Raw genomic sequence first — 13,886 nt, forward strand, 5'->3', positions numbered from 1 at the left:
GCTGTATATGAGAGTCTAACGATACACCCCGCGCCCTGCTGAGCGAATGCTGGCCTGACGATGTTCTCTTCCTCCGCTGGCGAGACAGGGAGAAGACAAGTCCCAGCGGAGCTAACCTCAGTGGTTTGCATTTTCACCCAACAATGCCCTAGCTGCGATTCAATGAAGCAGCATCTTGTTGAAACCTGACAAATCTTCCACCTGCGGCACATGGCCTTGCCTGCAAACACGATCAGCTTCGTAGTTCAGCAGGGCCTGCCAAACCAGCGTTGACGATTGCTGTTATCTGCGCCGGCAAAACTGGCGCCTCCATGTGCGCTTTAGCACGGCATTCCTAGCAAACACCAACATCACAATTAGGGATTTTACTCGGCGCCGCAACCTTCCGGTTCCGTGTCTTACGCTTGCTCTCAGAAACCTGCCGCACCTGCGTCAATTGTTGCTCTAGGGTTTCAGCGCGGGCATGCTGTGCCACGGCACGTTGTTGGGTTTGACTGAGCTCGATTTGGATCGACTCCAATCGCCGCTGTAACCGCTCGACGAGGCGACCGGCTTCTTTGAGCTGGGCCGCCATCGCCTTGCCCTCCTCGCGTGCGCGGTCGACCTCACGGTGCGCGCGATCTTCTACGCCGCGCACGTAGCTCTCCTGCGCGACGCGCTCCTGTTCGGCCTTGAGCCGCAGCGCCTGCAGTTTCTGCTGCAATGCGTCCCTTTGCCCTGCCCGTTTATATAAATAATTCTTATAACTCAACTAACATATATTTAATTGAGTTATGTTTTATTAGTATCCTGTTAGATGTCCCCTGCCCTCAGGTCAAGAAATTGCTATCCAGGTCGAGTTGAGGGTCAACGTCCACGAAATTCCGACGCAAGTAGCTCTCCATGGCGATTTCCTCAATCGCCCACTCACCATGCCCAAGGTTCCCAACCAGGTCGCGGCGTTGCAGTCGCTTCAATGCAGTCTGGACACTTGCGGCGCTGGGTACGTGGCCACCCGGCATCTCGCTACCAATCCACTCGCGCCCCTCGGTAGAGAAAACCGAAATTCCCCTGACTATCCCGACAAGCACAGTGAAATCCAGAGGAGCCATCTCCAGAATCAAGTTCTCAAAGTTGCCTTCGTCCGTCATGGTGCCCCAAGCTCGGTGGTCTGCATCTCGCACGCTGAGTCCCTCTGTGAGGCACAGCAGAAACACGTCGCGAATGTACTTTGGCATGTAACCCCGGGCAGCAAAACGCTCGAATGCGGCATTTACGTCCCATTCCCTTCCGGTGATCTCCATGAATCGCTGGCCCAGATGCTGCACGAATTCCAAGCCAAGGTCAGGAAACTGGATCTCGTGGCTGAACTGGTAGAAAGGAACTTTGGTGCGTCGAAACATGCGATGTAGACCGTCCTGAGAGGACCCGGTGAACACTGCAAAAACTTCACCGTGCGCCTGCTGCAATAACGAGCGGAGCGTAGCGGTCAGATCCTCGAAATCCTTCTTGCTCGCCAGGTGCTGCACCTCGTCGTTGATCAGCAGCGCCTTGCCATTTCCGAGCAACCGGAAGAGCTCGATCAGGTTCAGGCCGCACTCCTTCGCCAGCTCGGCCTTCACTGTCACGCCGCCGGTACCAGCGCCGGCCTCCACCGCCTGGACGATCGAGCCCGGTCGCATTAGCTTCAGCCAGTTGCGTCGAAAGAACCCGGCACCGTAGATGGCCTTATACAACGCGCCAGCAATCACCCGCTCGGGGTGAGCCTTGTCAAACCACAGGTCTGCCGTGGCAACAATAAAACCGTGTGCCTTGGCAATCGGTATCAGGTCGTTGATGAAGAAAGTGGTTTTGCCCTTGCGGCGAGGTGCGAAGATGGTCGCCGCATTCTGTAGGCGCGACTCGAACGTGACCAGGATTCCTTCAGCCAGCTTGGAGCGAGTGAAGAGAAGCGTGTCCTTGTTTTCCGGGGTCATTATGGATCTTTATGCGAAAATTCATAATTTAGAAATATTCGCATAATTACCCATAATTGAGGACACACCCCAGCGCTACCCGCGTGCCGGCAGTCAAACCTACCCTTCACCAGCGGCCGTCGAAACGCCGATGCTCCACCACTATCTACTTCGGCCCTTCGAAACCCGCGGATGCCAAAGTCGGCAGTGAGGTGAGACAGGTCAGTGGTCAGCACAACCGCAAATGGCTATTTGAACATGCGAGGGTCGTACATGAAGTCAAACACATCGACCACCTTGATCCGGTTGACCGCCGGATGATTGGGGTTGATCACCACATTACGCTCCAGGACCAGCACCGCCGAAGGCACGATCAAGCCAAGATGTGTGTTGGCCTTCAGCCAGGCAGTGCCAAAGTCCATGCCTGGACGGTCAGCGGGAAGACTCGCCCAGCCTTCAGGCAAGGTTTTTGGATCAGGCTCCCAGTAAAGCGCGGCATCGGCGGGCAGCTCGAAGCAGGTAATCTTCATCGGGAAAGTGGGCTCGCCCCCCGCATGAACGAATGTTTCAAGGCAGCAGATAGCCGGTGTCAGCCCCATGTACACAGTGGGCACATCCTGATCGTTCCAGCGCCCTCCTTCGATAGCCGCCCCCATGCCTGATAGATCGGTCGAACGTTTCGCTTTCGCGATCCGCCAAGCCCGCATCAGGCTGCACCCCCCCATTCAAGGGCATGAAGGACACGGCGAACCTGCCTGGCGCCTATCTCGGTCTCGCAGAGCATGATCGGTGCAGCACCGCCGAGCGCTTTATTCGCAGATGACATCCATTGAGCCGCTTTCTCCTGGCTCTCGAAGACCTCCTCTGCCAAGTGACCCACTGTAGCAATTCGATCCAGGCGCTCGGAGGCAACAGAATCCAGGTTCTTGTGCTCTCGCCGCCGTCTTTCCAGTGTCGAGATGGAGGCATTGAGCAGCGTTTCCAGATTGCGCTCATGGAGGTCGAACGTCTGCCTGACTGCGTAAACGAGGTAGGCGGGAAACCCCTCCCTGATCTGATTCAACCGCTCAGAGTCCTTGAGAAACTCTCGGGCTGAACTGAATCGCCAAAAGGCCGCGATCCCGGCTTCACGAGGCTCTTCTTTCGTTTTGGTCGGACGCGGAGCAACCGTTGAAGCGCTCATCACCACCATCTCCAAATGAATAATTTTTTCCGTCAAATGAACTATACGCTGTCTTTTCTCGCCAGGGTACTGCCATCGGGCGGCAATTGATGTTCTGGGTTCAAGCTTTCAGCACGCGTCTTTTCAACTACCGCATCGCACCTGGCGCTTTGCCGATCATACCTACGAGGTATCGTAGCGCACCAAAACGATATTAGACCCTCTCGAGCATCACACTTAGCCTGTGATTCGGCAGGTTCTGCCTGCGCACAAGAACTATAAAAAGTCCCTACTGATTGGAGCAGTGATGAGCACTCATTATTCAATTCCCGAGTTGATCGATAGCACTCGAGTCAGCGCTTTTCAGTGGCGGGTTTTTGCCCTGTGTTTTTTCGTAGCCATTCTCGACGGATTCGACACCCAAGCGATCGCGTTCACCGGTCCCTCGATCATCCAGGCATTCGGACTCGGCGCAGGCGCTTTGGCGCCTATCCTGACAGCCGGCATTATCGGCATGGTGCTCGGGGCAATGGTACTGGGCCTCATGGGCGATAAATTCGGCCGACGGCCAACGATTATCGGGTCGGTCGCATTGTTTGGTTTCGCCTCCCTGGCCACTGCATTTGCGCAGACTACAGAACAGATCCTGGTCTTGCGATTTATCGCCGGGCTTGGAATGGGCGGTGCAACACCGGTCGTGTTATCGCTCGCGGCCGAGTATGGCAGCGCGAAACAGCGTGGCACGATCATGACCACGGTTTTACTGGGCTTGCCCGCAGGCGCCATTCTTGGAGGGTTGCTGGCAGCCCGGATGCTCCCCTCGATCGGTTGGCAAGGCATCTTTGCCGTCGGCGGTATCGTGCCGCTGATGTTGGTGGTTGTATTGATGTTCGCACTGCCAGAGTCGCTGTATTTTTTAACGAGACGCCGGACAAATATCAGCCTTGCAAAGATCGAGAACATTGTTGCCACCATCAGCAAGAAGAAGATCTTGCCCGGCAGTACCTTCAGCGTTCCGGAGGTCGATGTCAAAACCAGCGTAACGTCCTTGTTCTCTGGCGGCCTGGCGCGCAATACCTTTGGTATATGGACCATCTACCTGTTCAACTGGGTCGCCTGGTTCATGTTCCTGTCCTGGCTGCCCACCGTGCTCAAAGCCACCGGGCTCCCCGCAGATCAGGCCCCCATGGGGACTGTCGCGGTCAACGCCGTGTTTGTCGTCTGTGCGATTCCACTGTCGATCATCTTGCCGAAGATCAACATTCGCCTATTGCTGCTGACCCTGTTTGTTTTCGGGATTGCCCTGTGCCTGGGCCTGGCGAACAGCGGCACCAACTGGGCACTGGTGTTCACCCTCGCCGGTCTGGCCGGCCTGGGTATCGGCGGTCAGCAAATCGTCCTGAACTACATGGTTGCCCAGGCGTACCCGACTGCCTTGCGCGCCACGGCGACAGGCTGGGCGATTGCCCTGGGTCGGGTCGGAGCGATCATCGGATCGGCGAGCGGCGGCTGGTTTCTCGAACACGGCGGCCCGGCGGGTTATTACTCGGCGCTGATCGTGCCCTTGGCGATTGCAGCGGCAGGGCTGCTGATCATTCGCGCCCAACCCGATGCGCTGGATGGTCAGCCTGTCGCAGCGCATTGAACGGCTTCGCAGTTGCCTCCTGCGGCCCCTGACAATCAATAGAAAGGACCTCACCTTGATCCGTTTTAGCAAAGCCCCGCTGTGCCTGGCCATTTTGACAGCGCTCATCGCCCCCACCAGCCGCGCAACCGAGCCGAGTTGGGTCGATGCCGCCGTCAGCGCGGTCAACCAGGACGTCATCGACCTGCGCCATACCATCCACCAGCATCCGGAACTGGGCAATCTGGAGTTCAAGACCGCCGCTCTCGTTGCCGAACAATTGAAGGCGTCGAACATGGAGGTGCGCACTCAGGTCGGTAAAACAGGCGTGGTCGGCGTGCTCAAAGGGGGGCTGCCGGGACCTGTGGTCGCTCTGCGTGCCGATATGGATGCGTTGCCGGTCAAGGAGATGACCAACCTGCCTTTTTCCAGTCAGGCCACCAGTACTCGCCTGGGCAAAAGCGTACCGGTGATGCACGCCTGTGGACACGATACGCACACCGCCATGCTGCTGGGTGCCGCCAAGGTGCTGGCTGAGCATCGCGATCAGATTCGCGGTACGGTGGTCTTCCTGTTCCAGCCCGCCGAAGAAGGCGCCGCCGATGTGGACGAGTTCCAGAGCGACACCTTGATCGGCGCACAAGCCATGATCCGCGACGGGGCACTCGACTCGCCGAAGGTCGAAGCCATATTCGGCGTGCATGTCATGGCGGGATATCCGACCGGGCACCTCTTCTATAAATCCGGGACCGTGCTCAACAGCAGCGACTCGTTTCGCATAACGGTCAAGGGCCAGCAAACCCACGGTTCCGCGCCATGGAGCGGAGTCGATCCGATTATCGCCAGCCAGGCAATCATCAGCGGCCTGCAAACGCTGGTCAGCCGCCGAATCGATCTGACCAAGGGCATGGGGGTGATCAGTGTCGGCACGCTCAATGCCGGGTCAGCCGCCAATATCATTCCCGAGACCGTGGAGATGTCCGGGACCATTCGCACCAACAATGCCGATATCCGCGAGACGATCCTGCAGAAAATGCCGCCGTTTGTCAGCGGCATCGCCAGTGCCTACGAAACGCAAGCCAAGCTGTTGCTGATCAATAACGCTCCGGTGACCACCAATGATCCGGCGCTGACCGAGGCCATGGTGCCGGCACTGGAGCTGGCAGCACCCGGCAAGGTCGAACGGCTCGATTCTTCCCTGTCTCCGAGCGAAGACTTCTCCTATTACGCGCAAAAGGTCCCCGGGTTATTCGTATTCCTTGGAGCAACGCCCGAGAACCAGGACATGCGCAAGGCGCCCAACAACCACAGTCCATACTTCACTGCCGATGATGCGACGTTGGCGACCGGGGTCAAGGCGCATGTGCAGTTTGTCCTCAACTATCCAGGCGCCTTGAAGGCTCAGTCAAAACGGAACGAGGCGCCGTAAGCCGAGGCTGGCAAATGACTTGAACCGTCGGGCGCTGTCCGGCGGCTCATGCGGTCGCCACTCGACCGCCATTGCTACTCACCTCGAACTGCCCCACCAGTTTCTGCAGTTTATTGGCATTGAGCCTCACGGTTTCCGCACTGTTTTGCAGCACCACCACGGTCTGGCGCATTTGCGTGGAGCAGTGATCGACTTTCGTGATCGTCTTGCCGCAGTCGAGACTGCGCTTGTTGAGCTGCTGAATGATCGCAAACATGCTTTCCACTGCCTGATGCAACTGCACGTTTTCCGAAGAAGCATCTTCGGCCAGGCGCAGGCTGTTATCGACATCCTTGACGCCCTCCTCCATGAAGCTGACGGCTTTTTGCGTTTCGTTCTGCAAGCCTTCGACCATCTGCCGAATGTCGTCGGCCGCCCGCGATGTGCGTGAGGCCAGGCTGCGGACCTCGTCGGCGACCACCGCAAAGCCTCGTCCGTGCTCACCCGCGCGAGCGGCCTCGATGGCCGCATTGAGCGCCAGCAGATTGGTCTGGTTGGTGATGTCGCTGATCAGGCCGGTGATCTTGCCGATCTGGGTCATCCTGCTGTCGAGCAACTGCACGCTCGAAGAAGATCGCTCGACCACATCGCGAATGGACTGCGTCCCCTCCTGCACGGCGAGAAATTGTTCGCGGGCGCGGGTGACGACTTCGTCCATCGCCTGCTTCATTTGTTCGGCACTGGCCGAGGCCTGCTGGATCTCGCCCAATTGATCTTCGACGATGATCATCATCCGATGGACCGCTTCGGCCACTTCGGCAGAGGTGACACTGGCTTCCTGGCTGCGGCCCAGCATCATCTGGTTGGTGCTGCCGACGTTGCTGCTGGCCTTCACCACTTGCCCGACCACCGAGTCCAGGTTATCGATGAAACTGTTGATCCAGCGCCCCATGTCACCGGTCTCGTCGTTGGCCATGCGCTGGATGTCCAGCCGCTGGCGCAGGTTGCCCTCGCCTTCGGCGAGGGTCCTGATCACGCTCGTCATTTCGTTGAGCCTTGCCGCGAGACGTTTGGGCCCGAGCCGGCTGAACAGCAGCGTGGCGCACAACATGCTCAAGACCTCGACGCTATCGATCAGGCCCTGGGCCAGGCCGCTGTAATGATGGACCAGAAAATTGCAGGCAAAGAGTCCGGACATGGTCGCGATGCAAGGTTTCATCAGGCCATGGCTGAGCGAGCGCCGGCGGTAGACTTCCTCCAGGTCGGCCTCGCACATCATGCCCCAGCGGTCAGGTGAGCCTGGCAACTGGAAGGTCACTCCCTTGCCAACCACCGGAATGTGCCGGTAGTCCGAGTAACCGGGATAAGTCACGAACAGGTTGGAGCCAGCGCGAATGGTCTCGCGTACACCGGGGTGCAGTTGCTGGGTCGCCGGGTCGGTGAAGCGCAGTTCCAGCTCAGTGTGGCGCTGGATCTGCACGGTCTTCCAGGGTGTGTGTACTCCGCTTTTGAGGTTCTCGCCGTGGCTGAAGGTGCCATCCTCGAAACGCGAACGTGACAAGGCGGTTCCGGGCTCGATGGCCGGATCAAAACGCGATTGCGCCATGAACAGATAGTTGTCGCCCGACTCGGCAAAAATGTGCCCGGCCTCGCGCTGGATGAGATCGCCCAATACATCGTTGGGCACGCGCCCGCAGAGGCAGCCGAGGACTTTTCCATCGACGCGCAGGGGCTGATAGAACATCAGCGTGACTTCATCGTGGAAGCGCGAAGACGATGGGCCGATTTGCAAGGTCAGTGGATCGCTGTAAGGGCCATGAAGGAACGGCGCCTTTAGTCCTTCCGCCAAAGCTCGGGTGTGCTCGAGCCGGGTTTTACCGCGGCGACTCCAGGTCGACACGATGACATCGCCTCTGGGATCAACGACAAACAGCTCGGAAAAATCTGCCGCCTGAATGAGCTTGTCCGTTAACGCAGTGCTGTCGAGGTTGGCGAAATCACGACCGAGGTTTTCCGCCAGTTCAGCCATATGCTCCCACTGTTCCCGCGTCCAGTTCTGCAGCAACTGCACCCGTGTTTCAGCAATGGCTTCGAAGGTTTGTTCGATCACCGGGTAAGCTGATCGATTGAGCCCGCACGACCAGCCCATCGTGATTTTCCCCGTCTTGCCGAACCAGGGTAGCCAGCGCTTCTCGCTCGCGGACAACGGCATGAAATGACTTGCTAGCGACATCCACTTAATCCATTGCGACATTGAGATGGCAATTCAATAGCAAATACCAGGCCAAGTCGTAAGCACGCTAATCAATTCATCTCGCGAGGCAAGAAGGCTATTGCTCCCTGGCCGGTTCATCTCACGCGGTGCGCGCGCGGGTTCTGGACTGCACAGGTATCGCCGCTGCCGCGTTGGCTATCTCCCAGGCATCGCGGGGTTCGTCGAGGTCGCGGTTGAGGGTTTCCGGGGTCTTGAACGTGGTGTACAGGGTGACCAGCGTGAGCAGCGTCAGGTAGCAGGCAATCGGCAGCCAGGCTTTGACCCCGGCGCTGGCGTCGCCATCGTGGCTCGCCACAACCAGGGCGATGAGGCCGGCACCGATCATTGGTGCAATGCCCCCTGCAATCACTGCCGACGCTTCCCTGGCGATGGACACCCCCATGTAGCGGTGACGCGAGCCGAACAGCTCGGGCATCAGCGCTGCCTGGGTACCGAACATGCCCCAGGTGCCGATGCCCAGCGCAATCGAGATGGCAATGATGCTCGCCACCACGTTGCCCAGGCTGAGGACCCACCACACCGGAAAGGCCAGTGCCAGTTGCAGCAGCGCGAAGGCGCGGTAGACCACGACTCGACCAAAGCGGTCGCTGAGCTTGCCGGCAATCGGCACGGTCATCGCACCGAGGCTGGCCGCGCAGATCAGGGTCAGTACGCCCACCGGCCCCTGCAGACCGACCACGCCGACGATGTAGCTCACCGCCAGTGCCTGGTAAATCGAAGACCCACCGTTTTCCGCCAGGCGCAGGCCGATGCCGAGCAGCAAGGTGGGTTTTGAGTGCTCCATGGCACTTTTCAGCGGGTTGACGCAGACGCGCTTGAGCGCCTGGAGGCGGATGAAGGTCGGGGATTCCTTGAGTGACAGGCGCATGTACAAGCCCAGCGCGACGATCACCACGCTGCTGAAGAACGGCACCCGCCACAGCCCGCTCTCGATGACGTTGTCGTTGCCGCTGACCACCAGGAAATACACCAGCGCCGCAAGGATGGTGCCCAACTGGATGCCGAGAAACGGCAAGGCGGCGTAGAAACCGCGTCGGCCCTCGGGCGCGTACTCGGTCATCATCACCGCGGCACCGGCCTGCTCGGCACCGGCGCCCAGCCCCTGCAAAAGACGCAGGATCACCAGCAGCACCGGTGCCAGGTAGCCAACCTGATGGAAGGTCGGCAGTGCACCAATCAGGGTGCTGGAAATGCCCATCAGCAGCACCGTCGACGCCAGCACGAACTTGCGCCCTACCCGGTCGCCGATCATGCCGAACAGCACGCCGCCCAGCGGCCGTATCGCAAAACCGAGGAAGTAGGTGCCGAAACTGGCGATCAGGCTCATGGCGCGGGTCTGTTCCGGAAAGAACAGCGGGCCGAAGATCAGCGCCGAGGCCAGGGTGTAGAGCGCGAAGTCGTAGTACTCAAGGGCACTGCCCAGGGAACAGGCCCAGGCTGCACGGTGCAAGTCTTTCTTGCGCTCTTGTGGCTCGGGGATCAAGGCGCTGTCGGATGGAGAATGATCGTGGGTCATCTTGGTGCCTCCAGGTGCCTTCATGGCATCTTGTTATTGACGGGTAATTGGGTTGCCTACAATTTCAACCGCTGGATTTCCTGGAGCATGGCCTGCTCCATGATGTCGATCGGTGCTTCTTTGCCGGTGTACAACTCGATCTGCCGACAGGCCTGGTGCACCAACATGCGGGTGCCGGCCACGGTGCTGCAGCCCAGCGCCTTGGCTTGCAGCAGCAGAGCGGTCTGCACCGGCATGAACGCCACATCCATGACAATCAGGTGGCTGGCCAGGCGGCCATCCAGCGGGTTGCTCTCCGGTTGCTTGAAACCCACGGAGGTCGCGTTGATGACGATATCGAAGGCCTTGGCCGCGAACGCCTCGACGCTGCCGCCCCACCGCGCCCCCAGGTCCTCGGCCAGGGCGGCACCGCGTTCGATACTGCGGTTGAACACCGTGACTTCGGCCTCCTCTTTCAGACACCCGTAGACCACCGCACGCGCCGCGCCACCGGCACCGATCACGGCGATCCGCTTGCCGCTCAGTTCGCTGACTTCCTGCAGGGCGCATATCGCGCCGAGATAGTCGGTGTTGTAGCCGGTCAGTACGCCGTCGACATTGTTGATGGTGTTGACCGCGCCGATTGCCTGGGCCGATTCGTCGATCCGGTCCAGATGGGGCATCACCGCGGTTTTGTAGGGCATTGAGACGTTCATGCCGCGCACGCCCAGCGCGCGAATGGCCGCCACGGCGGCAACCGGATCTTCGACGCCAAAACAGACAAAGGTATAGTCCAGGCCCAGGGCCGCGTAGGCGGCGTTGTGGATCTTCGCCGAGAGCGAAAATGGCGAGCCCATGATCGAGCCGCAGAGGGTTGGCAGGGATTGAGGCATGTGGGAGTCCTTTGCGAGAGTTAGACGACGCTGGTCAAGCCACCATCGACGAAAAGGGTCTGGCCGTTGACGAAATCGGATGCTGGCGAGGCGAGGAAAACCGCCGCGCCGCACAGTTCCTCGACCTTGCCCCAGCGCCCGGCGGGGGTGCGTTGCGCCAGCCAGTGGCAGAACGCCGGGTCGTCGACCAGCGCCTGGTTCAAGTCGGTGCGGAAATAGCCGGGAGCCAGGGCGTTGATCTGCAGGCCATGGCCGGCCCAGTCGGCACACATGCCACGGGTGAGCATGCGCACGGCGCCCTTGCTGGCGGCGTAGGGTGCAATGGAACGGCGCGCCAGTTCGCTTTGCACCGAGCCGATGTTGATGATCTTGCCGCGCTGGCGAGCGATCATGTGTCGGGCCACCGCCTTGGACACGTTGAATACACCATCGAGGTTGGTGCCCATCAGCCGGTGCCAGTCTTCGGCACTCACGTCCTCAAGCGCCTGACGATGCTGCAGCCCGGCGTTGTTGATCAGAATGTCGATTGGACCCAGGCGGTGTTCCAGCGCATCGATCGCCGTTGCGACGGCCTGGTGGTCGGTTACGTCGAATACCGAGTAATCGGCACTCAGGCCTTCATCGCGTAACAACGCGCAGGCACCTCGGGCGCGTTCGGCATCGCGGCCATTGAGCACCACCTGGGCCCCCGCTTGGGCCAGCCCGCGAGCCAGGGCCAGGCCGATGCCGCGCACCGAGCCGGTAATCAGCGCCCGACGCCGGTCCAGGCGAAAGTGGTCGATCATGTGTGTCTTCCTGTGCTGGATTTACCAATGCAATGACGCCACTTTCAATCGCTACCGCCCTGGCGTGCCAATCGTTTATGGTGATGCCGTGATCACCGCTCGTGATCACCAGCAGCGCCTTACCGGATCAGGAGGATCGATGGAACTCAAGCATTTGCGGGCTTTTACGGCCTTGGCCGAAGAGCTGCACTTTGGTCGTGCGGCGGCGCGCCTGCACATCGTCCAGCCGGCCCTGAGTGCGCAGATACGTGCCCTGGAGGACGATGTCGGTGCGCAATTGTTCGAGCGTGACCGGCACCGGGTCGAGTTGACCGAGGAAGGCGCGCTGTTTCTCCCCGAGGTCCTGGCGACCCTGCGCCAGGCCGGGCGCGCCCGGGAGGTGTTGCAGCAGGCCGCGGCCGGCGAAGTCGGGGTGTTGCGCCTGGCCTTTGTGTCTTCAACCTTGGCGCACCTGTTGCCGGTGCTCGTGCGCACCCTGGAGGAGCGCTACCCGCGCATCGAACTGGAACTCAAGGACATGCCTTCCCTGCCCCAGGCCCGGGCCTTGCTGGACAATGCCCTGGATTTCGGCCTGGTGCGCCTGCCATTGAACGTGCCTGGCGTGCACACGCGCCTGCTCTTCGAGGAATCGCTGGTGGTGGCGCTGCCGCAAGACCACGCGCTGTGCGCCAAGCGACGTATACAGCCTCTGGATCTGGCGGGATGCCCGGTGCTGGTACTGGCACGCAAGTTCGCGCCCGGTTTGTATGACCAGATGCTGGCGGGTTTCCACCGCCGCAAGATCACCCTGACGATTGCCCGGGAAATGGGCGAGTTCACCACCCAATTGGCCTTGGTCGCCGCCGGCCTGGGCGTCAGCATCCTGCCAAGCGGCGCCGCCTCGGCGCTGCCAGCCGGCGTCGTGACCCGGCCATTGGCGCTGGCCATGAGCGGAGCAGGCATCGGCGTGGCGTGGACCGGGCTGGAAAATCCGCGCAAGCGCGCGTTGATGCAGGTGCTTGCCGAGCTCTATCCCCCTGTAGGAGCTGTCGAGTGAAACGAGGCTGCGATCTTTTGATCCTGTTTTTAGAGGCAAGATCAAAAGATCGCAGCCTGCGGCAGCGCCTACGGGATCTTGGGCCGCTTGTTGATTCGCGGAAAATAGCCCCGAACCCAGGAGCTGACAGCGATGGTGACGGGTGAGTCGACATCAACGCCGGCCGTCAGACCGCTTTCGCTGGCAAGCCAGCTCCTACAAGGGATCGTTGCCAGCCACAAATTTTGTCCTCACCCCCGATTAACTGTAGGAGCTGGCTTGCCAGCGATGGCGACGGATCAGCCGGCATCAATGCCAGATCTCAGACCGCTTTCGCTGGCAAGCCAGCTCCTACAGGGTGTTGGGGTGTTTGTTAAATAGCTGGGCCAGAGGATTGCCTACCCCCACCCCTGAGCCTCCTCGATAAAATGCAACACCGCACTCGAACGTTCATCAATACGTGAAATCAGCGACAGTTCACTGACCATTTCCGGTTGAGCCAACGGTACGATCCGTATGCCTGGCATGGTCAGCCGGGTCATGGTTTCCGGGACGATGCTCAGGCCGATGCCTGCGGCCACCAGTCCTGGAATGCTCATCAGGGACGGCACGTGCATGATGTTCTCGGGGTGCAGCTGGTTTTGCCGGCAGGCCTGAAGCGTGTGTGAGGTCAGGCCGATGCCGGCGCTGTCCTGCAGGAACACGAACTTCTCATGGCGCAGCGTCGCCAGTTCGCCGGTAAAATCATGCGCCAGCTCATGGTTGTCCGGGATCAGCAGGACGAGCCTGGATTGGCTGAAATGGTGGGTGCGCAGACGGTCGGGCAAGTGATCCTTGAACACCCTGGCAAAAGCCAGGTCGAGCTTGTGGTCGAGCAGCATGTCGAACTGCGCGCGAATACCCGCATCCACCAGCGATACTTTGACTTCGGGAAAGGTGCTGAAGTAATGCCGCAGCAGTTGCGGCAAATTGGCCTCGAACAGCGCCGAGTGGTAGCCGATATTGATCTCGCCGACTTCACCACGCCGGGCACGCCGTGCGGCGGCAATCGCCAGTTCGCTGGAATCGATGGACTGCCGCGCATGGGGCAGGAATGCTTCGCCGGCAGCGGTCAACGCCACGCCACGGTTTTCCCGTCGAAACAGGGCCAGCCCCAGCTCGGATTCCAGCGTGCGCATCAATTGACTCAGTGCCGGTTGCGCAATACCCAGCTGTTCAGCGGCCCGGCTGAAGTGCTGCAGGTCGGCGGCGACCACAAAGGCTTTCAGGTGACGCAACTCCATAATCGCTATCCA

11 protein-coding genes and 1 pseudogene are annotated in these 13,886 nt (G+C 60.1%); 3 read left to right on the top strand and 9 right to left on the bottom strand.

Features of this window, described 5'->3' with window-relative positions:
* Positions 1 to 334: 334 nt before the first annotated feature.
* The 4 genes and pseudogenes from ACYP2Q_RS02915 to parS form a co-directional block, all read right to left on the bottom strand.
* Positions 335 to 715, bottom strand: a pseudogene (locus tag ACYP2Q_RS02915) (DNA-binding protein); the annotation flags it as partial.
* Between the two features lie 94 nt (positions 716 to 809).
* Positions 810 to 1,955, bottom strand: a complete 1,146-nt coding sequence (locus ACYP2Q_RS02920) for an ATP-binding protein (protein ID WP_459729090.1) — start codon at positions 1,953 to 1,955, stop codon at positions 810 to 812.
* A gap of 227 nt (positions 1,956 to 2,182) precedes the next feature.
* Positions 2,183 to 2,641, bottom strand: coding sequence for an RES family NAD+ phosphorylase (locus ACYP2Q_RS02925; protein ID WP_459729091.1), 459 nt, complete (start codon positions 2,639 to 2,641; stop codon positions 2,183 to 2,185).
* The gene (gene parS / locus ACYP2Q_RS02930; protein WP_459729093.1) at positions 2,641 to 3,117 is read right to left on the bottom strand and encodes a type II RES/Xre toxin-antitoxin system antitoxin; all 477 of its coding nucleotides are present in this window, start codon (positions 3,115 to 3,117) and stop codon (positions 2,641 to 2,643) included. Before parS ends, ACYP2Q_RS02925 begins: the two co-directional genes overlap by 1 nt.
* 286 nt (positions 3,118 to 3,403) lie before the next feature.
* Here parS and ACYP2Q_RS02935 point away from each other — a divergent pair, with 286 nt between their 5' ends.
* Both ACYP2Q_RS02935 and ACYP2Q_RS02940 read left to right on the top strand, forming a co-directional pair.
* Positions 3,404 to 4,741, top strand: coding sequence for an MFS transporter (locus ACYP2Q_RS02935; RefSeq protein ID WP_459729095.1), 1,338 nt, complete (start codon positions 3,404 to 3,406; stop codon positions 4,739 to 4,741).
* 55 nt (positions 4,742 to 4,796) lie between these two features.
* A complete protein-coding gene (locus ACYP2Q_RS02940; protein ID WP_459729096.1) occupies positions 4,797 to 6,149 on the top strand; it encodes an amidohydrolase in 1,353 nt (450 codons plus the stop codon).
* Between the two features lie 46 nt (positions 6,150 to 6,195).
* Here the strand turns inward: ACYP2Q_RS02940 and ACYP2Q_RS02945 are convergent, their stop codons facing one another.
* From ACYP2Q_RS02945 to ACYP2Q_RS02960, 4 genes are all read right to left on the bottom strand, one after another.
* On the bottom strand, positions 6,196 to 8,382 hold the full coding sequence (locus tag ACYP2Q_RS02945) for a methyl-accepting chemotaxis protein (RefSeq protein WP_459729097.1): 2,187 nt from the start codon (positions 8,380 to 8,382) through the stop codon (positions 6,196 to 6,198).
* 100 nt (positions 8,383 to 8,482) lie between these two features.
* A complete protein-coding gene (locus ACYP2Q_RS02950; RefSeq protein ID WP_459729098.1) occupies positions 8,483 to 9,919 on the bottom strand; it encodes an MFS transporter in 1,437 nt (478 codons plus the stop codon).
* Between the two features lie 56 nt (positions 9,920 to 9,975).
* Positions 9,976 to 10,791 (bottom strand): shikimate dehydrogenase, encoded by an 816-nt coding sequence (gene aroE, locus ACYP2Q_RS02955; RefSeq protein WP_459729099.1) that lies wholly within the window; start codon positions 10,789 to 10,791, stop codon positions 9,976 to 9,978.
* A gap of 20 nt (positions 10,792 to 10,811) precedes the next feature.
* Positions 10,812 to 11,576 (bottom strand): SDR family oxidoreductase, encoded by a 765-nt coding sequence (locus tag ACYP2Q_RS02960; protein WP_459729100.1) that lies wholly within the window; start codon positions 11,574 to 11,576, stop codon positions 10,812 to 10,814.
* A 139-nt stretch (positions 11,577 to 11,715) separates the two neighbouring features.
* On the opposite strand from ACYP2Q_RS02960, the gene ACYP2Q_RS02965 reads away from it, so the two are divergent.
* Positions 11,716 to 12,612 carry a LysR substrate-binding domain-containing protein gene (locus tag ACYP2Q_RS02965; protein ID WP_459729101.1) on the top strand — a complete coding sequence of 299 codons (897 nt, stop codon included), beginning with the start codon at positions 11,716 to 11,718 and terminating at the stop codon, positions 12,610 to 12,612.
* 377 nt (positions 12,613 to 12,989) lie between these two features.
* On the opposite strand, the gene ACYP2Q_RS02970 is transcribed toward ACYP2Q_RS02965, so the two are convergent.
* Positions 12,990 to 13,874, bottom strand: coding sequence for a LysR family transcriptional regulator (locus tag ACYP2Q_RS02970; RefSeq protein ID WP_459729102.1), 885 nt, complete (start codon positions 13,872 to 13,874; stop codon positions 12,990 to 12,992).
* Positions 13,875 to 13,886 lie beyond the last annotated feature (12 nt).

The organism is Pseudomonas sp. MHK4, assembly GCF_054600775.1.

Bases quoted from the DNA above. Each gene is read 5' to 3' on its own strand.
- ACYP2Q_RS02970 (WP_459729102.1), bottom strand. From the start codon at position 13,874: ATGGAGTTGCGTCACCTGAAAGCCTTTGTGGTCGCCGCCGACCTGCAG.
- aroE (WP_459729099.1), bottom strand. From the start codon at position 10,791: ATGCCTCAATCCCTGCCAACCCTCTGCGGCTCGATCATGGGCTCGCCA.
- ACYP2Q_RS02920 (WP_459729090.1), bottom strand. From the start codon at position 1,955: ATGACCCCGGAAAACAAGGACACGCTTCTCTTCACTCGCTCCAAGCTG.
- ACYP2Q_RS02965 (WP_459729101.1), top strand. From the start codon at position 11,716: ATGGAACTCAAGCATTTGCGGGCTTTTACGGCCTTGGCCGAAGAGCTG.
- ACYP2Q_RS02925 (WP_459729091.1), bottom strand. From the start codon at position 2,641: ATGCGGGCTTGGCGGATCGCGAAAGCGAAACGTTCGACCGATCTATCA.
- parS (WP_459729093.1), bottom strand. From the start codon at position 3,117: ATGAGCGCTTCAACGGTTGCTCCGCGTCCGACCAAAACGAAAGAAGAG.
- ACYP2Q_RS02960 (WP_459729100.1), bottom strand. From the start codon at position 11,576: ATGATCGACCACTTTCGCCTGGACCGGCGTCGGGCGCTGATTACCGGC.
- ACYP2Q_RS02950 (WP_459729098.1), bottom strand. From the start codon at position 9,919: ATGACCCACGATCATTCTCCATCCGACAGCGCCTTGATCCCCGAGCCA.
- ACYP2Q_RS02945 (WP_459729097.1), bottom strand. From the start codon at position 8,382: ATGTCGCAATGGATTAAGTGGATGTCGCTAGCAAGTCATTTCATGCCG.
- ACYP2Q_RS02935 (WP_459729095.1), top strand. From the start codon at position 3,404: ATGAGCACTCATTATTCAATTCCCGAGTTGATCGATAGCACTCGAGTC.